The organism is Lentiprolixibacter sp. (assembly GCF_982873095.1).
This window is the reverse complement of sequence record NZ_CEYNTP010000017.1, coordinates 1-22,219: the sequence shown is the minus strand read 5'-3', so window position 1 is coordinate 22,219 and position 22,219 is coordinate 1. Positions and strand designations below refer to the sequence as shown.

24 protein-coding genes are annotated in these 22,219 nt (G+C 47.9%); 9 read left to right on the top strand and 15 right to left on the bottom strand.

What is annotated here, in order from left to right; genetic code table 11:
- Together recJ and AC4E7D_RS02415 are read right to left on the bottom strand one after the other, a co-directional pair.
- Positions 1-1,131, bottom strand: a 1,131-nt coding sequence (recJ, locus tag AC4E7D_RS02420; RefSeq protein ID WP_490172214.1) for a single-stranded-DNA-specific exonuclease RecJ, incomplete at its 3' end; no start/stop codon positions are given.
- Between the two features lie 79 nt (positions 1,132-1,210).
- Positions 1,211-1,639, bottom strand: a complete 429-nt coding sequence (locus AC4E7D_RS02415; RefSeq protein WP_490172213.1) for an OsmC family protein — start codon at positions 1,637-1,639, stop codon at positions 1,211-1,213.
- 50 nt (positions 1,640-1,689) lie between these two features.
- On the opposite strand from AC4E7D_RS02415, the gene AC4E7D_RS02410 reads away from it, so the two are divergent.
- Positions 1,690-2,280 (top strand): carboxymuconolactone decarboxylase family protein, encoded by a 591-nt coding sequence (locus AC4E7D_RS02410; protein ID WP_490172212.1) that lies wholly within the window; start codon positions 1,690-1,692, stop codon positions 2,278-2,280.
- A gap of 48 nt (positions 2,281-2,328) precedes the next feature.
- Here AC4E7D_RS02410 and rsmI read toward each other — a convergent pair whose 3' ends face one another.
- Both rsmI and AC4E7D_RS02400 read right to left on the bottom strand, forming a co-directional pair.
- Entirely contained in the window at positions 2,329-2,994 is a 666-nt protein-coding gene (rsmI, locus tag AC4E7D_RS02405) for a 16S rRNA (cytidine(1402)-2'-O)-methyltransferase (RefSeq protein ID WP_490172211.1), read from the bottom strand.
- An 87-nt stretch (positions 2,995-3,081) separates the two neighbouring features.
- The gene (locus AC4E7D_RS02400) at positions 3,082-3,762 is read right to left on the bottom strand and encodes a DUF8457 domain-containing protein (protein ID WP_490172210.1); all 681 of its coding nucleotides are present in this window, start codon (positions 3,760-3,762) and stop codon (positions 3,082-3,084) included.
- Between the two features lie 104 nt (positions 3,763-3,866).
- Between AC4E7D_RS02400 and AC4E7D_RS02395 the strand changes: the two genes are divergently transcribed.
- From AC4E7D_RS02395 to arfB, 7 genes are all read left to right on the top strand, one after another.
- On the top strand, positions 3,867-4,511 hold the full coding sequence (locus AC4E7D_RS02395; RefSeq protein WP_490172209.1) for a thymidine kinase: 645 nt from the start codon (positions 3,867-3,869) through the stop codon (positions 4,509-4,511).
- Complete coding sequence (alr, locus tag AC4E7D_RS02390) at positions 4,504-5,610, top strand: alanine racemase (RefSeq protein WP_490172208.1); 1,107 nt, start codon at positions 4,504-4,506, stop codon at positions 5,608-5,610. Before AC4E7D_RS02395 ends, alr begins: the two co-directional genes overlap by 8 nt.
- Positions 5,611-5,688: 78 nt before the next feature.
- Positions 5,689-6,090 carry a large conductance mechanosensitive channel protein MscL gene (mscL, locus tag AC4E7D_RS02385; RefSeq protein ID WP_490172207.1) on the top strand — a complete coding sequence of 134 codons (402 nt, stop codon included), beginning with the start codon at positions 5,689-5,691 and terminating at the stop codon, positions 6,088-6,090.
- 188 nt (positions 6,091-6,278) lie between these two features.
- On the top strand, positions 6,279-7,268 hold the full coding sequence (locus AC4E7D_RS02380) for an aspartate-semialdehyde dehydrogenase (protein WP_490172206.1): 990 nt from the start codon (positions 6,279-6,281) through the stop codon (positions 7,266-7,268).
- Positions 7,269-7,359: 91 nt separating this feature from the next.
- Positions 7,360-9,516: a prolyl oligopeptidase family serine peptidase gene (locus AC4E7D_RS02375; RefSeq protein ID WP_490172205.1), complete on the top strand. Its 2,157-nt coding sequence runs from the start codon at positions 7,360-7,362 to the stop codon at positions 9,514-9,516.
- 70 nt (positions 9,517-9,586) lie between these two features.
- A complete protein-coding gene (locus AC4E7D_RS02370) occupies positions 9,587-10,564 on the top strand; it encodes an ABC transporter ATP-binding protein (RefSeq protein ID WP_490172204.1) in 978 nt (325 codons plus the stop codon).
- A gap of 2 nt (positions 10,565-10,566) precedes the next feature.
- Positions 10,567-10,971, top strand: a complete 405-nt coding sequence (gene arfB / locus AC4E7D_RS02365; RefSeq protein ID WP_490172203.1) for an alternative ribosome rescue aminoacyl-tRNA hydrolase ArfB — start codon at positions 10,567-10,569, stop codon at positions 10,969-10,971.
- Here arfB and AC4E7D_RS02360 read toward each other — a convergent pair.
- The 9 genes from AC4E7D_RS02360 to pdxA form a co-directional block, all read right to left on the bottom strand.
- A complete protein-coding gene (locus tag AC4E7D_RS02360) occupies positions 10,968-12,383 on the bottom strand; it encodes a GntP family permease (RefSeq protein ID WP_490172202.1) in 1,416 nt (471 codons plus the stop codon). The two genes, arfB and AC4E7D_RS02360, sit on opposite strands and share 4 nt — an antisense overlap.
- A 6-nt stretch (positions 12,384-12,389) precedes the next feature.
- Entirely contained in the window at positions 12,390-13,031 is a 642-nt protein-coding gene (locus tag AC4E7D_RS02355; RefSeq protein ID WP_490172201.1) for a hypothetical protein, read from the bottom strand.
- An 8-nt stretch (positions 13,032-13,039) separates the two neighbouring features.
- The gene (locus AC4E7D_RS02350) at positions 13,040-14,155 is read right to left on the bottom strand and encodes an NAD(P)/FAD-dependent oxidoreductase (protein ID WP_490172200.1); all 1,116 of its coding nucleotides are present in this window, start codon (positions 14,153-14,155) and stop codon (positions 13,040-13,042) included.
- Positions 14,156-14,190: 35 nt separating this feature from the next.
- Positions 14,191-15,540: an acetyl-CoA carboxylase biotin carboxylase subunit gene (accC, locus tag AC4E7D_RS02345; protein ID WP_490172199.1), complete on the bottom strand. Its 1,350-nt coding sequence runs from the start codon at positions 15,538-15,540 to the stop codon at positions 14,191-14,193.
- A gap of 88 nt (positions 15,541-15,628) precedes the next feature.
- Positions 15,629-16,120 carry an acetyl-CoA carboxylase biotin carboxyl carrier protein gene (gene accB / locus AC4E7D_RS02340; RefSeq protein WP_490172198.1) on the bottom strand — a complete coding sequence of 164 codons (492 nt, stop codon included), beginning with the start codon at positions 16,118-16,120 and terminating at the stop codon, positions 15,629-15,631.
- 25 nt (positions 16,121-16,145) lie between these two features.
- Entirely contained in the window at positions 16,146-17,141 is a 996-nt protein-coding gene (locus AC4E7D_RS02335) for a beta-ketoacyl-ACP synthase III (protein ID WP_490172197.1), read from the bottom strand.
- A gap of 165 nt (positions 17,142-17,306) precedes the next feature.
- Positions 17,307-17,504, bottom strand: coding sequence for a 50S ribosomal protein L32 (rpmF, locus tag AC4E7D_RS02330; RefSeq protein WP_490172196.1), 198 nt, complete (start codon positions 17,502-17,504; stop codon positions 17,307-17,309).
- Between the two features lie 8 nt (positions 17,505-17,512).
- Positions 17,513-18,043: a YceD family protein gene (locus tag AC4E7D_RS02325; RefSeq protein WP_490172195.1), complete on the bottom strand. Its 531-nt coding sequence runs from the start codon at positions 18,041-18,043 to the stop codon at positions 17,513-17,515.
- Between the two features lie 105 nt (positions 18,044-18,148).
- Entirely contained in the window at positions 18,149-19,195 is a 1,047-nt protein-coding gene (gene pdxA / locus AC4E7D_RS02320; RefSeq protein WP_490172215.1) for a 4-hydroxythreonine-4-phosphate dehydrogenase PdxA, read from the bottom strand.
- A 58-nt stretch (positions 19,196-19,253) separates the two neighbouring features.
- Here pdxA and AC4E7D_RS02315 point away from each other — a divergent pair, with 58 nt between their 5' ends.
- Positions 19,254-19,844: a riboflavin synthase gene (locus AC4E7D_RS02315; RefSeq protein WP_490172194.1), complete on the top strand. Its 591-nt coding sequence runs from the start codon at positions 19,254-19,256 to the stop codon at positions 19,842-19,844.
- A gap of 18 nt (positions 19,845-19,862) precedes the next feature.
- Here the strand turns inward: AC4E7D_RS02315 and AC4E7D_RS02310 are convergent, their stop codons facing one another.
- Both AC4E7D_RS02310 and AC4E7D_RS02305 read right to left on the bottom strand, forming a co-directional pair.
- Positions 19,863-20,951 (bottom strand): acyltransferase family protein, encoded by a 1,089-nt coding sequence (locus AC4E7D_RS02310; RefSeq protein ID WP_490172193.1) that lies wholly within the window; start codon positions 20,949-20,951, stop codon positions 19,863-19,865.
- A gap of 3 nt (positions 20,952-20,954) precedes the next feature.
- A partial coding sequence (locus AC4E7D_RS02305) for a sodium:solute symporter family transporter (RefSeq protein ID WP_490172192.1) occupies positions 20,955-22,219 on the bottom strand: 1,265 nt, incomplete at its 5' end.

Here is a 22,219-nt window from a genome sequence, read left to right as displayed (position 1 = left end):
TGTTGGACGGTAAAAGGTCTCCGTAAGCCTGGAGGCAACAATACCGATAACCCCCTTATGCCAGGAATCTTTGTACACCACCGAAGTATAGCGATCTTCCTCCCCCAGTTCTGTTATCTGGTTCAGGGCTTCCTGGGTGATCTGTTGATCCAAGCCTTTCCTTTCCTTATTAAAGGTCTCTATTTCCGCAGCATATTCCCGGGCCGTGTACAGGTCTGTCTCTGCCAGCAACCCTACAGCGTGATTTCCATGCTTCATCCGGCCTGCAGCGTTAATCCTTGGGGCGATAATAAAAACGACATCTGACACCTCAACCCGGTCTTTCTTTATTTGCTCCCTCAAAGCCAGCAGGCCTGGTCTGGGGTTCTCATTTAAAACTTTCATCCCAAGGTGCATTAGCACCCGGTTCTCCCCGGTCATTGGAACAATATCCGCTGCAATGGCCACAGCCACGAGGTCGAGGAAGTCATTGATTTCCCCTGTATCAGGGGCCAAGTTATGCTGCAGTGCCTGAATAAGTTTAAATCCTATTCCACATCCACAAAGTTCCTTGTAAGGATAAGGACAATCGCTGCGTTTGGGATCCAGCACGGCAGCAGCCTCCGGAAGTTCATCTCCGGGTCTGTGATGATCCCCTATAATGAAATCTATCCCCTTCTCACGGGCATAGGCAACTTTTTCAATGGCCTTGATCCCACAATCGAGTGCGATAATCAAACTCACGCCATTGTCCCAGGCGTAATCGATACCCTGATACGAAATACCATATCCTTCCTGATAGCGGTCCGGGATATATGTGGCTACTTCCGGATACCATTGTTTCAGGTAACAGGATACCAAAGCCACTGCAGTTGTGCCATCCACATCGTAATCCCCGTAGATAAGGATTTTTTCATTAGCTGAGATCGCCCTCCCAATGCGCGCTACGGCCTTGTCCATATCTTTCATCAGGAAAGGGTCATGGAGATCTCCCCATTCAGGCCGGAAAAACAAGCGCGCTTCATCATAGTTACTAATCCCTCGCTGTACAAGAAGGTAAGCCACCTTAGGATCCACGCTCAACGCATCCGACAAGGATCGGACGTCAGCAGGTTCGGGTTTGGGTTTTACAATCCAGCGCTTTGTATTCACAATGGGGATAAGTTAACAACTTGACATGCAGTTTGCCAGCATTGCTTAAATCATCGATTTACTGTAATGCCAAAACAAATTATTCGTGATGGAAAAGGAGCTCTATGTTTACTTTGGCGAATTTTCTGAACATCTCCATCACTCCACAATACTTTTCTACACTAAGGTCAACTGCCCGCCGAAGTTTCTTTTCATCCAGTTGGTCCCCGTAAAAATGATATTCCAAAAATACCTCATCGTAGTACTTGGGATGCTCATCGGTTAGGTTGGCCCGGGTTTCGATGGTAAAATCGCGCACCGCTAATTTCATCTTCGCGATCAATGAGGCCACATCCAGGCCGGAACATCCGGCAAGACTGGACAACATCAGCGCTTTCGGGCGCATGCCTTTACCCTCTCCCCCCACCTCGGGACCAGCATCTATAACGAAGGTATGCCCTGAAGGGTTGTTACTTTCAAAGGCCATTTTTCCAAGCCATTTGGTAGTGATGTGATTTGAGTTGCTCATAAATTTTTGTTTCTTGTAGCGAAAGTAAAAATACATTAAATCAAAGGAAGATGCCATTAGTAAACCCGCTCGATCCGAGTCATGATGAAGAGACAAGAAAACTGGCCGAATTTTTCAACGAAACCCTGGGGTTTTGCCCGAATTCTGTCCTTACAATGCAACACCGCCCCGCCATTTCCAAGGCTTTTATCAACCTTAACAAGGCGGTAATGGCCAATGAAGGCAGGGTAAGCTCTGCCCTGAAGAGGATGATCGCTTGGGTAAGCAGTAACGCTACGGGATGCAGGTATTGTCAGGCGCATGCCATCCGCGCGGCCGAGCGCTATGGTGCAGAACAGGAACAGCTCGACAATATTTGGGAATACCGTACGCATCCGGCCTTCTCCGAAGCCGAACGGGCTGCCCTTGATTTTTCCCTTGCGGCTTCACAGGTCCCAAACGCAGTGGGGGAAGAAATAAAAGCACGCCTTTACCAGCATTGGGATGAAGGGGAAATTGTGGAAATGCTCGGAGTCATAGCCCTTTTTGGTTATCTCAACCGATGGAACGATTCCATGGGTACCAAAATAGAGGAAGGTGCTGTTGAAAGTGGCACACAATATCTGGGAAAATACGGCTGGGAAAGAGGAAAGCATATATAAGGATGACCCGGCAAAAATGCGTATTTCCCTAATCCTGATGGCGTTTTTCTAGCTGCTGCCTGCAACCACAAGCACGAGTTCTCCCTTAGGGGGATGGTTTTGAAAGTGCATCCTTACCTCTTCAATGGAGCCTCTTACTGTTTCCTCATATTTCTTGCTAATCTCACGGGAAACCGCTACCTGACGCTCCTCCCCAAAATAAGTGGCCATTTGGGTCAAGGTTTTGATCAGGCGGTGGGGGGCCTCATAGAAGACCATGGTGCGTTCCTCTCCGGCCAGCAGTTTTAAGCGCGTTTGCCTGCCTTTCTTTTGTGGCAGGAACCCCTCAAAAACAAAACGGTCATTGGGGAGGCCGCTCATGACCAAGGCCGGCACAAAGGCCGTAGGTCCCGGTAGACAGGAAACTTCCAGTCCGGCTTTTATACAGGCCCGGGTCAGCAGAAAGCCCGGATCGGAAATACCCGGTGTGCCGGCGTCAGATATTAGGGCGATGTTCCGACCACTTTGCAACTGTTCCACCAAATGTGGGACTTCACGGTGCTCATTATGCATATGGTGGCTTTTAAGCGGGGTATCAATCCCAAAATGTTGTAGGAGCTTTTTGCTGGTTCGGGTGTCTTCCGCTAAGATCAGGTCCACCTCCTGCAGCACATCCAGTGCCCGCTGAGTGATGTCTTGCAGGTTGCCGATAGGTGTTGGAACGAGATAAAGCACTATTTAGCTTACTGGTTAAATGGAAATAAGAGGCCGAAAGCTATGTGGGGCTTTCGGCCAAAATACGGTTTAGAGAATAGAAGTGATTCAGGCAAAACGGCGTTCTATAAGCGCCATGAATCGCCTTTCGTATTCTTCCTTCCCTTCCCAATTGTTATAATCAGGTTTTACCAAATTCTCGATAAAGGCCCTGGAACGTTCTTCAGTACCAATGGTATTCAACTGGGAAATAACACGGTTGAAATCCTCGGTACTGTCTCGAAACAGGTGCTTAACAAAGGCAAGGCGATCGTTTAGGTCTACCTTGATCTCCCGCTCTACCAGTTTGTCATTGACAGATTTGGGATGGGCCTGCCCCTGGCCTTCGATGGGGTTAAGAATGTCCTTGTCTGCCTTTATCGGCTCTGTTTTTGCCACAAATTCACGAAACACCTGTTCTACTTCAGCTGCTGAAGGCATTTCTGAGATCATGTGTTTGATGGTATCAATTCCCGGGGTAATAATATCCTCCTCGTGGGGGTTATTTTCCGGTACCGAACGGTTTTCACTCATTACGGCACTGGCCAGGGTTTCGAACTTGGAGGCCAGCACATTCTTGGAAACATCGATCTGTACATCCCCCAGTTTCTCCTCAATAAACCTGAGAACAGCCAGCTTCTCATACAGGTTTTTCGCACTTTCATATAAACGGGCAAGGTCCTGATCTTCCGCAGAATTCAGAATCTCCTTCGCCATCTCTACCAGCTCTTCTTTTAATTTCCTTTTCATCTTTTTAACCTTCTCCCGAAGGTATAGGTCTTTCTTTTTTAATACTTTTATACTTTCCCTGATCTTAGAACGTCCGGGAGTTTACTTTCGTCTAAAATTACAAAATGTTTCTCGAAAACACTGTTAATCACAAAGAACAATTCGGATGGATTGAAGTCATCTGCGGATCGATGTTTTCGGGCAAAACTGAAGAATTGATCCGCCGGCTGAAGCGGGCGCAATTTGCAAAACAAAAGGTAGAGATCTTCAAACCACTAGTAGATACCCGGTACCACGAGGAAAAAGTGGTCTCCCATGACGAAAATGAAATCCGTTCAACTCCAGTACCTGCAGCCGCCAACATCAGGCTGCTCGCAGACGATTGCGATGTGGTAGGCATTGATGAGGCCCAATTTTTTGATGATGAAATTGTAACGGTATGCAATGACCTTGCGAACATGGGCATACGGGTGGTGGTCGCTGGCCTGGATATGGACTTCAAGGGAAATCCTTTTGGCCCCATGCCAGCCCTGATGGCCACTGCAGAATATGTAACCAAGGTGCATGCCATTTGTACGCGCACAGGTAATCTGGCCAACTACAGTTTCCGCAAATCGAGCAACAACGACCTGGTATTGCTCGGAGAAACGGAAGAGTATGAGCCTTTGAGCAGGGCGGCCTTCTACAAGGCCATGCTAAAAGAAAAAATCAGCCATATGAACGTTGAGGCAGAAGAAGTGGTAAACCCCAAAAAGGACGCGAATGTCTAGTGCCTCGGAAACGGTGCTGGAAATAGATCTCAGTGCCCTGGAACACAATTATCATTTTCTTAAATCCCGACTTAACCCCAAAACGAGATTCCTGGCCGTGGTAAAAGCCTATGCCTACGGCAGTGAAACCGTGGCCATTGCCAAAAGAATGGAGGCCTTGGGAGTTGATTATTTCGCTGTCGCATATACAAGGGAAGGGGCGGTTTTAAGAGATCACGGCATTAGGACCCCCATCCTGGTGCTGCACCCGCAACCCGTGAACTTCCCTGAATTAATTGCCCGTTGCCTGGAACCGAGCATCTACTCTTCACGGATTTTGAATGCCTTTCAGCAAGCTGCGCGTAAGGCAAAACAAAACGCCTACCCCGTACATTTAAAGTTTAACACGGGCTTGAACCGACTCGGATTCTGGGAAAGTGATGTTGATCATCTTACCGAACAGCTCAAAGCGTGTAACGCCTTGAAGGTCATTTCGCTCTTCTCCCACCTGGCAGCATCGGATGACCTGGCAGAGGCCCCCTTTACCCAAATGCAAATTGACCGGTTTAAGGGGATTGTGGAAAGGCTGGAATCCGTCCTGGGAGGAAAACCGTTTTTGCACCTGCTCAATACTTCCGGTATCCTTAACTACCCGGAAGCGCAATTTGATATGGTCAGGAGCGGTATCGGCCTTTATGGCTACAGCAATGACCCAAAGATTGACGAGCAACTGAAGCCCGTGGCTACCCTTAAAACCATCATATCCCAGATACACAGAATTGATCCGGAGGAAAGCGTGGGATATAACCGGGCTTACAAGGCTCCCGGAATGCGCAGGGTCGCCACGCTGCCTGTTGGCCATGCAGACGGAATTGGCCGGATCTACGGCAAAGGAAAGGGAACCGTCTGTATCAAAGGGCAGGAAGCCCCGATTATAGGAAACGTCTGTATGGATATGCTGATGGTAGATATCACAGACATCCCTTGCCAGGAAGGTGATGAAGTAGTCCTCTTCGGCAAAGGTCAATCCGCTGAAAAAGTAGCAGCAGGCGCCCATACCATTTCCTATGAATTGCTTACAGGCATCTCACAGCGTGTGAAAAGGGTGATACTCCCCTAAGATTCTTTTTCTTTCCTTTCGGAATTTTGCTTTTTTGCTTATTTTCAGCAACTTATTAACCAATTAAAGAACACTAACATGCTAAAAGAATTCAAGAATTTTATCATGACCGGCAACGTAGTTGATTTTGCTGTTGCTGTGATCATGGCCGGGGCAATTGGCCTGGTGATCAACGGTTTTGTGAATGATATCGTTATGCCTGTTGTAGGGGAATTTACAGGAGGAGTTGATTTTGCCAACCTGAAGTTTATTCTTACGGAGGCTTCTGGAGTTGAAGGAGAAGAAGGCTATGTGGCTGAGAATGCCATTCGCTGGGGTGCCTGGGTAAATACCCTTGTTAATCTGGTCATTGTGGGATTTGTGATGTTTCTCATTGTAAAGGCCTATAATAAAACCAAAAAACCCCCAGCTCCACCAGCTCCGAAAGGCCCTTCACAGGAAGAATTACTCGCAGAGATTCGCGACCTGCTGAAAAAATAGATTACGTTTCCCTTTAAAGGGATACCGCTGCACTACATACCTAAATTAAACCGCCGGTTAGCCTGCTAAGCCAACCGGCGGATTTTTTGTTGGATATCTAACGTTTGGCAGGCGAATTATGATGAAGTGATTATGGGCTTGTCCATCTGATACGCTTGCGGTACATTTATCCCCTAATAGTGAATTACATGAGAGTAGCAGTTGTTGGAGCCACCGGCATGGTGGGAGAAGTAATGCTCAAGGTACTGGCCGAACGCAATTTCCCTTTAACCGAGCTCTATCCCGTTGCTTCTGAGCGATCAGTCGGGAAAAAGATACAATACAATGGAAAGCCACATACGGTTATTGGGCTGGCCCAGGCGGTCTCCCTGAAACCTGATCTGGCAATCTTTTCCGCAGGGGGAGGCACTTCCCTGGAATGGGCTCCCAAGTTCGCGGAAGTGGGCACAACGGTTATAGATAATTCATCGGCATGGCGGATGGATCCCGATAAGAAATTAATTGTCCCGGAGATCAATGCCGGTATCCTGACAAAAGAAGATAAGATCATAGCCAACCCAAATTGTTCCACCATACAGTTGGTTATGGTCCTCGCCCCTTTACATTCCCGCTATAAAATGAAACGCGTGGTGGTTTCCACCTATCAGTCGGTTTCAGGAACAGGCGTCAAGGCAGTTCAGCAGTTGGAAAACGAAATCGCCGGTATACAGGGTGAAATGGCGTATCCCTATCCCATAAACCGCAACGCCCTGCCCCATTGCGATGTGTTTCTGGAAAACGGCTACACCAAAGAAGAAATGAAGCTTGCCAGGGAACCTCAGAAGATCCTTGACGACCGCACCTTTTCCATTACGGCCACAGCGGTGAGGATCCCAACCTCGGGTGGGCATTCGGAATCTGTTAATGTGGAATTTGAGAATGATTTTGATCTTGTTGAGGTACGCCATCTGTTACATGAGACAGACGGGGTGGTTGTACAGGACAACACGGATACCAACACCTATCCCATGCCTGTATATGCACATGACAAGGACGAGGTGTTCGTAGGCCGTATACGAAGGGACGAAACCCAGCCAAACAGCATGAACCTCTGGATTGTTGCTGATAATCTACGTAAAGGGGCAGCGACAAATGCGATTCAGATTGCCGAGTACCTGGTCGCCAAAGCACTGCTGTAACATAAGGGTCTAAAATTCCTGTTAAACCACACTTTCCAAGGAGTTATCTTGGCATTTTTATGGTAATTTAGGACGATAAATTTCCAAACAAATGAAAAGATACACCTTATTGCTGGCCATCGTCCTTACTGCGATTTCCTGCAACACCACTACAAAATCCGAACCTATTGCCGTGAATTATCCTGAAACACGTCAGGGAGAGACTACTGACACCTATTTTGGAACCGAAGTGAAAGATCCCTACCGATGGCTGGAAGATGACCGAAGCGAAGAAACAGAAGCCTGGGTCAAAGAACAGAATGCAGTGACTTTTGGCTATCTGGACCAAATTCCTTTCCGTGAGGACCTGAAGAACAGGCTGGAAAAGCTTTGGAACTTCGAAAAACTCAGCACTCCATTCAAGGAAGGGGGGTATACCTATTTCTACAAAAACGATGGCCTGCAGAACCAATATGTCGTCTACCGCCAAAAAGAGGGTGAAGAACCCGAGGTGTTCCTGGATCCCAATACCTTTTCTGAGGATGGAACCACTTCCCTGGCCGGACTTAGCTTCACAAAAGATGGCAGTATGGCAGCCTATTCCATTTCCGAAGGAGGAAGCGATTGGCGGAAGGTGATCGTTATCAATGCAGAGGATAAAGAGATTGTGGAAGATACCCTGGTGGATATAAAATTCAGTGGGATTTCCTGGAAAGGAAACGAGGGATTCTACTACTCCAGCTACGACAAGCCAGAGGGCAGTGAATTGTCTGCCAAAACCGATCAACATAAAGTATACTATCACAAATTGGGTACGCCACAGGAAGAAGATCAGTTGATTTACGGAGGTACTGCGGCGGAAAAACACCGATATATCTCTGCAAGCATTACCGAAGATCAAAACTATCTGATCATCTATCCCGCAGTTTCCACCTCAGGAAACAAGATGCTGATTCGCGACCTCACAGATCCGAATGCTTCCTTTGTGACCGTATTGGACCACACAGACAGCGATAGTTATGTTCTGGATAACAACGGGAGCACCCTGTTTATCGTAACCAATCTGGATGCCCCTAACCAAAAAATTGTCAAAGTGGATGCGGCCAATCCCCAGCCAGAGAACTGGGTTGATGTGATTCCTGAGACCGAGAATGTCCTGAGCCCAAGTACTGGTGGGGGGTACATTTTTGCTGAATACATGGTGGATGCGATCTCTAAGGTATATCAGTATGATTATGATGGAAACCTGATACGAGAGGTAAACCTGCCCGGGATTGGAAGTGCAGGTGGCTTTAGGGGGAAAAAGGAAGAAGCGGACCTTTACTTCAATTTCTCCAACTACAACACCCCAAGTTCTTCATATAAATTCAATGTGGCTTCAGGGGACTATGAACAGTACTGGAAACCGGAGATCGATTTTGATCCGGAAGCCTATGAATCTACCCAGGTGTTCTACAATTCAAAAGACGGCACCAAGGTACCTATGATCATCACTCATAAGAAAGGCCTGGAACTGAACGGTAAAAACCCTACTATCCTCTACGGATACGGTGGGTTCAACATCAGCCTTACCCCTTCCTTTAGTATCATCAATGCCGTGTGGATGGAGCAAGGAGGTGTATATGCCGTTCCCAATCTCCGGGGCGGGGGAGAGTATGGCAAGAAATGGCACCAGGCAGGGATAAAGACCAAGAAACAAAATGTGTTTGATGACTTTATAGCTGCGGCCGAATATCTGATTGAAAACAATTATACCTCCAGGGAGTACCTGGCCATACGGGGAGGCTCCAATGGCGGTCTCCTGGTTGGAGCGACCATGACCCAGCGTCCCGACCTTATGAAGGTGGCTTTACCCGCTGTAGGGGTACTGGACATGTTGCGCTACCACACCTTTACCGCGGGTGCGGGTTGGGCCTACGATTACGGTACATCAGAGGAAAGCGAAGAGATGTTCAACTACCTCAAAGGGTATTCTCCTGTACACAATGTAAAAGAAGGCACAGCCTATCCGGCGACCCTCATCACTACCGGCGACCATGATGATAGGGTAGTGCCTGCTCACAGCTTTAAATTTGCCGCAGAACTCCAATCCAAGAAATCAGGCATGAATCCCACCCTGATACGTATTGAGACAAAAGCCGGGCACGGGGCAGGAACCCCGGTGAGCAAAACCATTGAGCAGTATGCAGATATTTTTGGTTTTACCCTTTATAATATGGGTTACGCAGAACTTCCCAACCAGGCCGTGGTCAAGGAATTTAAAGATTAGGGGTCAATATTATCAAACAAAATCCGTTTCTTAGGAGGCGGATTTTTTTATGCCCCTTGAACAGGCACCCATGCTCAGCGTTGAACAAATATCTTTTGCGTACGACACCAGGCCCATCCTGAAAAATATTTCCTTTGAAATTGAAGAAGGGGAACATATAGCGGTTATGGGCGAAAGCGGCTGTGGTAAAAGTACTCTGCTGAAACTGATCTATGGATTAATCCCCGTAAAAAGAGGCAAAATTTTCTGGGGGGATAAAGAGGTAAAGGGACCTTTATACAACCTCATCCCGGGAGAGCCTTTTATGAAATACCTCTCCCAGGAATTTGATTTGATGCCCTTTACCACAGTCAAGGAAAATGTGGCGGAATTCCTTTCTGTCTTTTATCCGGAAGAACGCGAAGCCCGGACCTTGGAGTTACTGCAGATGGTGGAACTGGAATCCTTTGTCAACACGCAGGTACGCTACCTCAGTATTGGGCAACAACAAAGGGTGGCACTTGCCCGGGTGCTTGCCGAGAAACCACAACTACTGCTGCTGGACGAACCCTTCAGCCATATCGACAATTTTCGTAAAAACAGCCTCAGGCGGAAGCTTTTTGCTTACCTCGAAAAAGAGGGCGTCAGCTGCATCACCGCTACCCATGATTACCATGACGTACTGCCCTTTGCCCAACGGGCAATAGTAATGAAAGACACAGAGATCCTGGTGGACAAACCCATACAGGAATTGTACAAGCATCCCAAAAACTTATATGTGGCCTCTTTGTTCGGTGAAGCCAACCTGCTTCCCATCGATGTGATAAAATCCTATGCGAATACCAAAAGGAGGATCATTGTATACGCACATGAATTTAAGGTTTCGTTCTCATCCGGCCTGCCTGTTACCGTTGCCCGGTCTTATCCCATGGGGAGTTATTTCCTGGTGCAGGGTACCCTTCAGGACGGGCATACGGTGTATTTCAATTCCCATGAACCCCTGAAGGAAGGACTTGAGGCCTTTCTCAACATTTCCCTGGAAACCATCAATCAGCGACTGGCTCCCTGATTATGGACAAACAACAACTCATAGAGGAACTGAATTTCAAAGCGGTACGCAGTGGCGGACCGGGAGGACAACATGCAAACAAAGTCTCCAGCAAGGTAGTGCTGAGCTTTCACCTCAGTGAATCCCCATCACTTACCGATGCAGAAAAGTTGCGCCTTACCCAGTTCCTGAAAAACCGACTATCCCAGGAAGGGGTCCTCACACTTCAATGCGATGAGTCCAGGAGCCAACACCAAAACCGGGCACTATTGCTCGTGCGTTTTCTGAAGTTATTGGAAACCGGACTTAAAAAACCCAAGCCCAGAAAACAAACAGCGCCACCAAAAAAGGCCATACTGAAAAGACTGGATGCCAAGAAGAAACAAGGGATAAAAAAACAACAACGGCGCAAACCCGGGCTGGACTAAGTGAGGAAAAGGGAAAGCAGAAAAACCATCAGGCCCCCGGTTGCACCAAGGACAAAGGTTCCCAGGCTGAACAGCCGATAACCCGTATTGACTCTCATCCCGCTCATCTGTGTAACCACCCAGAAAAAACTGTCATTGGCATGGGAAACAACAGACGACCCTGCCCCTATTGCCAGGACTACAAGGGCTTTTTCCATTTCGGTTTCAAACCCCATAGCACCCATCATAGGCATGAATATAGAGGCAGCCGTGATAAGGGCCACTGTAGAAGACCCCTGGGCAGTTTTGAGGGCAGCTGCAAGAACAAACGGCAATAAAATACCAAGATTAAACTGAGACAGATATGCCCCAAGGGAGGTAGCTATTCCTGAATCCTGCAGTATTTGTCCAAAAATTCCCCCTGCTCCTGTGATCAGGACAATAGAGGCAGCATCCTTTACAGCCTTTCCCGTCCACCCCGTAGTTGAAAGCATGTCAGTAGTTATCTTATTCGGAAGAAACAGGCAGAGGAAAACACCTATCAGCAAAGCAATAACCGGTTCCCCAAGAAAAGCGATAAGCGCATAGATACCCACTTGTTCGGTTCCCTGCGTGACAAATACGGATTTCAGGAGAATGAGGACAATTGGGACCAGAATGGGAATCGCAGAACGCAATGCGCCCGGACGATATTCTTCTTTAGCTATAACTTTTTCCTCCTTGTCTTCCCCTGCTGCGGGCGAAATAAAAGTTTTAGCAGCGTATTTCCTGGCAAAAATAATCGATGCGGTAAGGGCAATAGCACTTACCGGCAGCCCCAGCCCTATAACCAGGCCTAGGTCTGCCCCTATGATCCCTGCAGCTGCAATAGGTCCAGGGGTGGGGGGCACCAGGGTATGTGACGCTAGTAATCCCAATCCAAGAGCTACCGCAGGCCCTGCCAGGGAGAGCCCGGCTTTCTTGCTAAGGCCTTTGTTTAAGGGATGGAGGAGGAGGAACCCACTGTCCGCAAATACCGGAATAGAGACGATATAACCAACTATCCCCATTGCAGTTGCTACCTGTTTTTTACCGATGAGACCAAGGACTTTTTCCGCAATGGCATAAGCCCCTCCGGTATTCTCGAGGAAGGCCCCGATGATTACCCCGAGAAAAATTATCAGTCCCACCTTGCCAAGGGTGTTTCCAAAGCCGGTATTTATGGAATCGATAATCCCCTGCGAGGGCATACCAGCCAGAAGTCCATAACCGATTGAAACCACAAAAAGGGCAATAAACGGATGTACCTTTAACCGGGTGGTCAGGAAAATGATCAGGAGTACAGCGAGCAGCAAATACAATAATTCCATAATCGCAACGGACCCTTCAAGCAGGTCCGGGTTGAAGATAAGAAATGAATTGCTTGCCAGCACTTCAGGGACGGAGAAATCCACTCTCTTTTATTGATCCTGATGGTAAAGGTCAGCGAGTTTGTACATCAGGTAGGCGGTAATAATCTTTTCCCCTTGTCCGGTACGATACAATTCATATACCAGCTCCTTGTTTTCACTGCTAAAGAAATCCAGATCGTCGGATCCGTACTCTTCAAAGGCTTTCCAGGATTTTAGGCCTTCGAGCATTTTACTGTGCGCTATATATCGCCTTCGGGCAAGGAGGAATTGCTCCCTGGACGCTTCATCTTCCGACCTTGGCCTCATTCTTCTCTCAGCCACCAAGGCTTCGAATTCTGATCTGATCCCTTCATCGGCCTCTTCTGCTTCGGCGATAATTCGGTAGTATGCCCCGTTTACCCATTTGATATAGCGCTGTTCAAAGTCCTTCCTGGTTACTTCTGTATCCGGCAGCACAGACATCCGGAGCTGCTCTGGCCCAACTGCCATATACTTCAACTCGCTGTCCACGTAGGTGAAGGTCCTGGATGATCTCAGGGCATCTTTCCAGGCCTGGGATTGTATGATTTCCTTCCATAGCCTCCTGTACTCCCGCTGGTATTGCCTCCTTTTGGAAACCGTACATCCGGAAAGCAACACCATTGACAGCAATAGCAAGATCAAGCCATATGTAGTTGTCCTCTTTCTCATCCTTACATTTAACCGGCCAGCTCTGCTAATTCCCTGCCTACCTGGCTCCCTATGGCAACCCCCATACCACCCAGCCGAACACCACAATGTACCCGGTTGGATATCGTCCTGACAATTGGTTTTTTCTGTTCCCCGACACCCATAATGCCGCTCCATCGTGAGGCTATTTGGACTTCTTTTCCCGGGAGGATTACCTCCCTGAGGAGTTTTTCCAATTGCTGCTGTATCTGCAACGTTTGCCCGAAATCCGTAGTCTCCTCCCCCTTGAAATCGAGGTTTCGTCCACCTCCAAGCAAAATCCGGTTGTCGATGTCCCGAAAGTAGTAGTACCCTTCCTCCAGGTGGAAGGTCCCCCGGATTGCTAAATCAGGAATTGGGTCAGTTACCAATACCTGTGCCCGGGCGGGCTGTACTTTGTCCCCAACAAATTTGGAGGCAAAACCATTGGTGGCGATAAGCAGGTTTGCCGTTGGGAAACAGAACTGTTCTGTCTGTACCAGGACATGATCAGCAGCTGATTCTATTTCATTCACGGTGATGCCATTGAGTATGACCACCCCGGAGGCTTGCACTTTCTTGAGCAGGGACAACATCATCTTCCCGGTATCGATCTGCCCCTCGAAGGTATGTGTAATATACTGCTCCTGTATGTGCCCGAAACCAAAGCTGTTAGGTCCGGTTACAAAAGCCTTTTGGCCAAATACGGGATGCACCAATCGGTTTATCCGGTCTATGGACTGCAGACAATTCTCATATAGGCTTTGATCGGATCTGAGGAACAATTCATGTCCGCCGTTTTGTTGGTAGTCCAAGGCCTGATCCCCAAGGATTTGCCTCAGGAGTTGAATGCCTTTATAGCGTTTCTCTACCAGTGCCAGTACCTCGTCTTCACTCTGCCGTTTTAGATCTGAAAGGATCTCGGAAATACTGCCAAAACAGGCAAACCCCGCATTCTTGGTGCTTGCCCCCTGGGGTAAAAGCCCCTTTTCCAGGATCAGCACTTTGGCGGTGGGATAGGAGGATTTAAGTTGGAGCGCGCAACTAAGGCCTACAATACCGCTACCCACTATGGTGAAGTCCACCTCGGTTAGCCAGCTTTTATATTCCCAGTAACTCAGCTCCATAGCCAAAAAACTCCGATTAAAATCGGAGTTTATCTTTATTCTTCTTCAGGTTTCATACTGAAATCCTCCATGAACTTCGTCGTGTAATTCCCCGCGAGATAATCAGGGTGTTCCATGAGCTGCCTGTGGAACGGAATGGTTGTCTTTACCCCTTCGATGACAAACTCCTCCAGGGCCCGTTTCATTTTGTTGATCGCCTCCTCCCGTGTCTGGGCCGAGGTTATCAATTTGGCAATCATTGAATCGTAGTTGGGTGGAATGACATATCCGCTGTAAACGTGGGTATCCAGTCGCACCCCGTGACCTCCAGGAGTGTGGAGGGTAGTGATCTTTCCAGGGGATGGCCTGAAATCATTGTACGGATCCTCGGCATTGATCCGGCATTCTATGGAGTGCAGTTTGGGATAGTAGTTCTGCCCGGTAATGGGTACACCTCCGGCAACGAGGATCTGCTCCCGGATAAGGTCATAGTCCACTACCTGCTCGGTAATGGGGTGTTCTACCTGTATACGGGTATTCATTTCCATAAAGTAGAAATCCCGGTGCTTGTCCACTAAAAATTCGATGGTTCCTGCCCCTTCATACTTGATATATTCTGCAGCACGCACAGCAGCTTCCCCCATAGCCTCCCGCAGACTATCTGTCATAAAAGGCGAGGGTGTTTCTTCAGTCAGCTTTTGGTGCCTCCTTTGAATGGAACAATCCCGCTCAGACAGGTGGCAGGCATTTCCGAACTGATCCCCGATAACCTGGATCTCAATATGCCTGGGCTCCTCAATTAGTTTTTCCATATACATACCGCCATTGCCAAATGCGGCAACCGCTTCCTTAACGGCACTTTCATAGGCGGCTTCCAGCTCATCTTCACTAAAGATAGCGCGCATCCCTTTACCTCCACCTCCGGCTGTAGCTTTGATCATAACAGGATAGCCCATTTTCTTGGCGATCTTTTTTGCATCTGCCACATCTTTAAGCAAGCCGTCTGAACCGGGTATGGTAGGGACCCCGGCCTTCCTCATGGTCTCCTTGGCAGTCGCCTTGTCGCCCATTTTTTCAATGTGTTCTCCGGAAGCTCCTATAAACTTGATGTCGTGTTCTGCACAAATTCGGGAAAACTTGGCATTTTCTGACAAGAAGCCATATCCTGGGTGTATCGCATCAGCATTCGTGATCTCTGCAGCGGCAATGATATTCGGTATTTTCAGGTAGGATTCACTGCTGGGTGCCGGGCCAATACAAACAGCTTCATCGGCAAACCTCACGTGCAGGCTTTCCTCGTCTGCCTTGGAGTATACGGCAACGGTTTTGATCCCCATTTCTTTACAGGTCCTGATGATCCGCATAGCGATCTCCCCCCTGTTTGCAATAAGTATTTTCTTGAACATAACCTTAAATATTGTTCCCTTTCTGGAAGTGCTCATCAGGCCAGGTTTCCTTTAAAAGGGAAGGCCTGTAATGAACCCGGCAGGGATATTAAGAAGGATCGATAAGGAATAAAGGCTGGTCGAACTCCACAGGAGAAGAATCCTCCACAAGCACTTTGACAACTTTTCCTGAAACTTCAGATTCAATATCATTAAAGAGCTTCATGGCTTCGATCACACAGAGTACGTCCCCTTTGGCAATAGCATCACCTACTTCAACAAAAGGCGGCTTATCTGGTGAAGGCTTTCTGTAAAAGGTTCCAATGATGGGCGATTTGATGGTGATATAGCGGGAATCCTCTTCTTCTTTTTCCGCACTTTGTTTTTCAGGTGCCGCCTGAGTTTCTGCCGGGGCAGAGGGTACAACAGTAGGTGTCATGGGCTGTGCCACAGGGATCTGTTGTACAATGGTGGTTTCAGGTGAAGCGCCTGATGTGCCTGTCCTGATGGTAATCTTGATGTCGTCCGTCTCGAGCTTAACTTCGCTAGCTCCCGATTTGGCGACGAACCTGATTAAACTTTGAATCTCCTTAATATCCATGGAATTCTTTTTTATAGTTGAATGATTAGCTATTATAGGCCCACTTTAAATAAATTGCGCCCCAGGTGAATCCTCCACCGAAAGCAGCAAAAACCAAATTATCCCCTTTTTTAAGTTGCTTTTCATAATCGTGCAACAGTAAAGGTAATGTAGCCGATGTGGTGTTCCCATATCGTTCTATGTTCATCATAACCTTAGCTGCTTCCAACTCCATTCGTTTGGCTGTGGCATCGATGATCCGCTTATTGGCCTGATGGGCAACCAGCCATTGGACATCATCGTGAGTAAGGTTGTTTCTTTCCATAATTTTCGCTGCAACATCAGCCATGTTGGAAACAGCAAACTTGAAAACCGACTTTCCATCCTGAAAAACAAAATGTTTCTTATTCTTTACGGTTTCCTCCGTGGGTGGCATCAGAGAGCCGCCCGCATCGATCTTCAGGAATTCTCTTCCTTTGCCGTCAGATCGCAAATATTCATCCATAAGCCCAAGGCCTTCCTCATTGGGTTCAAATAACACCGCTCCGCCTCCGTCTCCAAATATGATACAGGTAGTCCTGTCTGTGTAATCAATAATGGAGGACATCTTATCCGCCCCAATCAGCAAAACTTTCTTGTATTTGCCAGATTCAATATAGCGCGCTGCCGTAGACATACCAAAAAGGAAATTGGAACAGGCGGCCTGCAAATCATAAGCAAAAGCGTTCGTTGCCCCAATTTTCGAAGCGACGTACACCGCTGTAGACGCTACTGGCATATCCGGTGTAGCACTTCCCAGGATGACCAAATCAATTTCCTTGGGATCCAAATTGCGTTTTGCAATAAGATCCTCAGCTGCCTTTATCGCCAAATAGGAAGTTCCCTTGTCCGGATCTTTTAATATCCTTCTTTCCTTTATCCCAGTTCTGGTAGTGATCCACTCGTCCGTGGTGTCTACCATGGTTTCCAATATTTCATTGGTCAACCTATAATCGGGAACATATGCCCCCACAGCTGTTATAGCTGCTGTGATTTTGCTCATGCTAAAGGTGGTTTTTTCTACAGAAAACCATCAAAATGGCTCTAAAAGCGTTGAAAATTAGTGATTTTTCGCGAATCCCCGGGAAAAATGTGAGATTTCTGGTTGAGGGGTGCCCATAAAAAAACTCCCACTTTACAGCGGGAGTCTTATTCCTTTACAGACCTACTATTCGGCAGCTTCTTCGGTGCTGTCCAGCAGAACCTGACCGCGATAGTACAATTTACCTTCATGCCAGTGTGCCCTGTGATACTGGTGCAATTCTCCGGTTGACGGATCTTTGGCGAGAGTTGGAGCTGTTGCTTTATAATGCGTTCTTCTCTTGTCTCTCCTGGTCTTAGATATTTTTCGTTTAGGATGTGCCATCGTGCAACTTATTTATCCGTTAGTAAATTTTTAAGTGCATCCCATCTGGGATCCGTTTTATCGTCTTTCCTTGTTTCTTTTGGTTGTAATTCTTCCAGCCGCTTCAGAGCTTCTGATTTCAAAGTGCCATCCGCTACTCCCGGGTGTACCCGTTTCTGAGGTACTGCCAGCACCAGCATTTCATAGGCCAGTTGGGCAATGTTGATCTGATGTTCACCATGAGGCAGGATCAGGATTTCATCATCCTCATCATTGTATGCCTCACCAAACTTAACAACGAGTTCCATATGGCCCTCAATAGGTTGTTCATAGGGTTCGCTGGTCAGATCACAGTCCACATTAACCGTTCCCTGAGCTTCCAGTTCCAGTTCCAGCATAGTGCTCATACGGTTAAGCACCAGGGAAAGGCCCACATCAGCGTTATTGAATTCACGATAACCAAAGGAATCAAAGAACGTATTGTCTACCTTGAACTCAAACCTGTGTTTTCCCTGCTTCAATCCCGAGAAAGGACTACTAAATTCCTTATGGTCCTCCATTATCAACACTAGTTTAAGGCGTGCAAAGATACCTTTTTTTTCCAATAACACAATTGATTACCAAAGATATTTCAAATGAGGGGACGCCCTTGGTATACTGCTCCCTTAACGCTTCAGCTTTTGCTTTTTAAGGGGATTGGAGGTGAGCTCCTGGTACTCGGTCCGGTTTTTATAAATACGAAGTGCCATATGAACAGCCTCTTTAAAAGAACCTTCATCTGCTATGCCCTTACCTGCAATATCGAGGGCCGTGCCGTGATCTGGTGAAGTCCTGATCCCGGAAAGACCGGCAGTAAAATTAACCCCCCTGCCGAAGGACAGGGTTTTGAACGGGATTAATCCCTGGTCGTGATAGGCCGCCAGTACTGCATCAAACTGCAAGTAGGTCCCGGAGCCAAAAAACCCATCGGCGGCATAAGGCCCAAAAACAAGGTGGCCTGCCTCTGCCAGGGCCTTTAAGGCAGGTTTCATCAGCTCATCGTCTTCTTTGCCGATCACCCCCTCGTCTCCACTATGTGGATTTATCCCCAGTACGGCAATGCGGGGTTTGCGGATACCAAAATCCATTTTCAGGGAGTTTTCCATCAAAAGGACTTTGTTTTTAATTAGTTCAGGGGTGATTTTATCTGCGACCTCTTTGACGGCCACATGGTCAGTCAGCAAGCCCACTTTGAGGTTGTCCGTAACCATGAACATCAGGCTTTGCCCCCCTAGTTGCTGCGCGAGGTAATCTGTATGGCCAGGAAAACTATACTCCTGGTCCTGTATATTTTTTTTGTTTATGGGTGCCGTGACCAGAACATCGATATTCCCTTTCTTCAATGCGTTCACTGAAGCCCTCAGGGATTTAATGGCGTAAGTGCCTGCCTCCTTGGTTTCTTCTCCAAATTGAATCTCCGGGGAGGATTTCCAGACATTGACAACATTGATCTTCCCGGGAATGACTTTCGAAGCGTCTTGAACGCCTGTATACTGGATGTTGAGGTTGAGAGCGTTTTTCAGTTGACTGATAAGTTTATTGCCAGCAAAGATCACCGGGGTGCAAAATTCCAGCATGCGGGAGTCTTCAAATGTTTTCAGGGCCACTTCCCCCCCGATACCGTTTAGGTCACCAATCGATATTCCCAATAATATTTTGCCTTTATCCTTCATCAGATCTCCCGGTTTAGCCGTAATTTTGTCCCGCAAAACTACTTATTTTCATCGACACATGTTTACAGGTATTATCGAAAGTCTGGGGGAAGTTACCAAGTTGGAAAAAGAAGGTGGCAATCTTCACATCACCATTAAAGCTGGCATCGGCAAAGAACTAAAAGTGGACCAAAGTATTGCCCACAATGGGGTTTGCCTAACAGTAGTTTGGGCAGAAGGGGATACATATCGGGTTACTGCCATTGATGAGACCCTACAGAAAAGCAATTTAGGACATCTCGAGATGGGAGATCACATCAACCTGGAACGGGCCATGGTCCTTGGAAGCCGGTTGGATGGGCATATAGTACAGGGGCATGTGGACCAGACTGCGGTATGCACGGAAGTCAAAACTCTTGACGGGAGCTGGCTGTACACTTTTGAATACGACCCCAAACTAAATAATGTGACCATTGAAAAAGGGTCAGTAACTGTAGACGGGGTAAGTTTGACCGTGGTGGATTCCAGACCCACTACCTTTAAAGTGGCTATTATCCCGTATACCTATGACCACACACGTTTCAAGGACTATAAAAAGGGCAGTGTTGTTAACCTGGAATTTGATGTTATCGGCAAATACGTGGCCCGATTGCTGGAGATGAGGCAGTAGCCCCTCAAACGCGTGCCATCAGACCTTGATAAATATTTTCCGCCTGTACATCACATACGCCAACAGCAGATAAAAGGCCGAAACGGTCAGTGCATAGAGCATGGAGGACATTTTCGCCCCCATAAAATCGTGCACAAAAATATTCTGGTAGAGCCATTGGTGCAGGGAGCTGTTCCCGCTTACCTGAATCTTATAAAACAGGGAGGTGATAAAGCTCGAAAGGAAATAAACCGTTATGGCATTGGCCCCTGCATACCTGAAGAGATTCCCAAAACGCAAGCCCTGAACGTCAGTTAAAAAGTAGATGGCCGAAAGGAACAGGTTGGCCCAGCCTGCAGTGGCCAGGACAAAGCTGCTGGTCCAAAGGGCCTTATTGATTGGAAAAACCAAATCCCACAGGTTCCCAAGTATTATCATCCCGATGCCCAACCCAGCAAGGATCCATTCCTTGCTAGCTTTTTTCCCGACGAGGACAAGACCGGTGAATACCCCAAGCAGGCATGTGCCTATGGAAGGCAAGGTGCTCAACAGCCCTTCCGGATCATAATCCGCCTTGTACATATGGGTGCCGAATACCTGCAGGTCTATATAATTTGCCCAATTGTTTGGAGCTCGTTCAAAGGTAGGTTCCATCCCATTGATGGGGACAAAACCCATCCACAGCCAGTAACCCAACAATAGGGCCAGACAGATCCCCAGGAGGGTTTTCCAGTTGAAGTTGAGGAACATAATGGCCGTAAAAAAGAACACCACGCCTATTCTTTGCAGCACCCCGGGAAAGCGGATGTCTGCAAATTCCTTGAAAAAAGGGAAGCTGATAGTAAAGGCGCCCAGGAAAATTCCCAATCCCAGAAGTTTCAAAGTGCGTACGATGATCTTTTTATAAGTTGCCTTGTTTGGGGACTTATTCCGATATGCAAAGACAATGGAGGTTCCCACGATAAAAAGAAAGAAGGGGAATACTAGATCGGTTGGTGTATATCCGTGCCATTCGGCGTGCAGTAATGGGGCATATACATCTGACCACGTTCCTGGAGTATTCACGAGGATCATGAGGACAATGGTAAGTCCCCTGAAAATGTCTACTGAAATTATCCGTTCTTTCATGCGTTATAAAATATTGTCTTTCATCCTTAGCCATACACGGGACAGGGAATATCCAGATACCAGGGCTACAGCGGTAAGCACTCCAGCCTGAATGTAGTCCCCGTAGATCCAGAAACCGGTTGCGAACATACAGGTATAAATGAGTACACACCCTAAAAGCATGGCTGATATTCCCGCGGGCACACTCCACTTTTCGTCTGCATTTGCGATCTGTTCCTGTTCTGCTTCCGCTTCCCGTATCACCTTTTTCCAGCCTGGTCCACCCGGCTGTATCTTTCTATAAAAACTTCGCAGCACGTCCTTGGATTCGGGCTGGGTAATGAAAGTGGCTCCCAGCCAGATCAGCGTAGTGACCAGGACTACAAAGGGGTATTCCATCCAGGAGGCAAAAATCCCATCCTCGGCATTGAAAAGCCATGGCCCAATTGGGGTGAGCTTCAGGGTGATCGAAATGATCCCTGAGGCAAACATGGCCGTTATCTCACTCCAGGCATTGATACGCCACCAGGACCATCGCAGGATAAAGATCAGCCCCGTCCCAGCACCAAATACGAGCAGCACTTCAAAGAGCTGCAGGGCATTCTGCAACAAGAGGGCAAGCATGGCACTAAAGACCATTAGGGCCACTGTCGACAATCGGCCTACGGCCACCAGGCGTTTTTCGGAGGCGTCAGGATTAATCTGTTGTTTGTAAAAATCATATACCACATAAGATGAACCCCAGTTTAACTGAGTTGAAATCGTACTCATATAGGCGGCAATCAGCGAAGCCAACACCAGCCCCAAAAGCCCGCTGGGAAGTTTGGTCAGCATGGCCGAATAGGCCAGGTCGTGGCCCAATTTATCTTCCGCTACATTGGGAAAAGCTTCGTGAATACTGGCAACATCGGGATAGACCACCAGAGAGGCCAGCGCCACCAGGATCCAGGGCCAGGGCCTGAGGGCGTAGTGCATAATATTGAAGAAGAAGGTAGCCCCGATAGCGTGGTTCTCATTCTTAGCTGCCAGCATCCTTTGTGCGATATAGCCGCCTCCGCCAGGCTCCGCTCCCGGATACCAGGAACTCCACCACTGTACGGCAAGCGGAATAATAAACAAGGTGATCAGGGCTTCCCTGTTGGTGAAATCTGGCAGTATACTCAGTTTTCCTGCCACGTGCTCACTGGCCATGATAGCAGAGATCCCACCAACTTCCGGCAGGTTTACGAGGTAGTAGGCCGCCCCGATCCCCGCCAATGCACCTATGAAAGTGGCGCGTCCCGCTCCGG

Coding starts and splice junctions, on each gene's coding strand:
- mscL (WP_490172207.1), top strand. CDS start 5,689: ATGCTAAAAGAATTCAAGAATTTTATCATGACCGGCAACGTAGTTGAT.
- AC4E7D_RS02410 (WP_490172212.1), top strand. CDS start 1,690: ATGCCATTAGTAAACCCGCTCGATCCGAGTCATGATGAAGAGACAAGA.
- AC4E7D_RS02325 (WP_490172195.1), bottom strand. CDS start 18,043: ATGGAGGACCATAAGGAATTTAGTAGTCCTTTCTCGGGATTGAAGCAG.
- accB (WP_490172198.1), bottom strand. CDS start 16,120: ATGGATATTAAGGAGATTCAAAGTTTAATCAGGTTCGTCGCCAAATCG.
- arfB (WP_490172203.1), top strand. CDS start 10,567: ATGGACAAACAACAACTCATAGAGGAACTGAATTTCAAAGCGGTACGC.
- AC4E7D_RS02415 (WP_490172213.1), bottom strand. CDS start 1,639: ATGAGCAACTCAAATCACATCACTACCAAATGGCTTGGAAAAATGGCC.
- pdxA (WP_490172215.1), bottom strand. CDS start 19,195: ATGAAGGATAAAGGCAAAATATTATTGGGAATATCGATTGGTGACCTA.
- AC4E7D_RS02335 (WP_490172197.1), bottom strand. CDS start 17,141: ATGAGCAAAATCACAGCAGCTATAACAGCTGTGGGGGCATATGTTCCC.
- AC4E7D_RS02355 (WP_490172201.1), bottom strand. CDS start 13,031: ATGAGAAAGAGGACAACTACATATGGCTTGATCTTGCTATTGCTGTCA.
- AC4E7D_RS02395 (WP_490172209.1), top strand. CDS start 3,867: ATGTTTCTCGAAAACACTGTTAATCACAAAGAACAATTCGGATGGATT.
- AC4E7D_RS02375 (WP_490172205.1), top strand. CDS start 7,360: ATGAAAAGATACACCTTATTGCTGGCCATCGTCCTTACTGCGATTTCC.
- AC4E7D_RS02380 (WP_490172206.1), top strand. CDS start 6,279: ATGAGAGTAGCAGTTGTTGGAGCCACCGGCATGGTGGGAGAAGTAATG.
- AC4E7D_RS02350 (WP_490172200.1), bottom strand. CDS start 14,155: ATGGAGCTGAGTTACTGGGAATATAAAAGCTGGCTAACCGAGGTGGAC.
- rpmF (WP_490172196.1), bottom strand. CDS start 17,504: ATGGCACATCCTAAACGAAAAATATCTAAGACCAGGAGAGACAAGAGA.
- alr (WP_490172208.1), top strand. CDS start 4,504: ATGTCTAGTGCCTCGGAAACGGTGCTGGAAATAGATCTCAGTGCCCTG.
- AC4E7D_RS02370 (WP_490172204.1), top strand. CDS start 9,587: ATGCTCAGCGTTGAACAAATATCTTTTGCGTACGACACCAGGCCCATC.
- accC (WP_490172199.1), bottom strand. CDS start 15,540: ATGTTCAAGAAAATACTTATTGCAAACAGGGGGGAGATCGCTATGCGG.
- AC4E7D_RS02310 (WP_490172193.1), bottom strand. CDS start 20,951: ATGAAAGAACGGATAATTTCAGTAGACATTTTCAGGGGACTTACCATT.
- AC4E7D_RS02400 (WP_490172210.1), bottom strand. CDS start 3,762: ATGAAAAGGAAATTAAAAGAAGAGCTGGTAGAGATGGCGAAGGAGATT.
- AC4E7D_RS02315 (WP_490172194.1), top strand. CDS start 19,254: ATGTTTACAGGTATTATCGAAAGTCTGGGGGAAGTTACCAAGTTGGAA.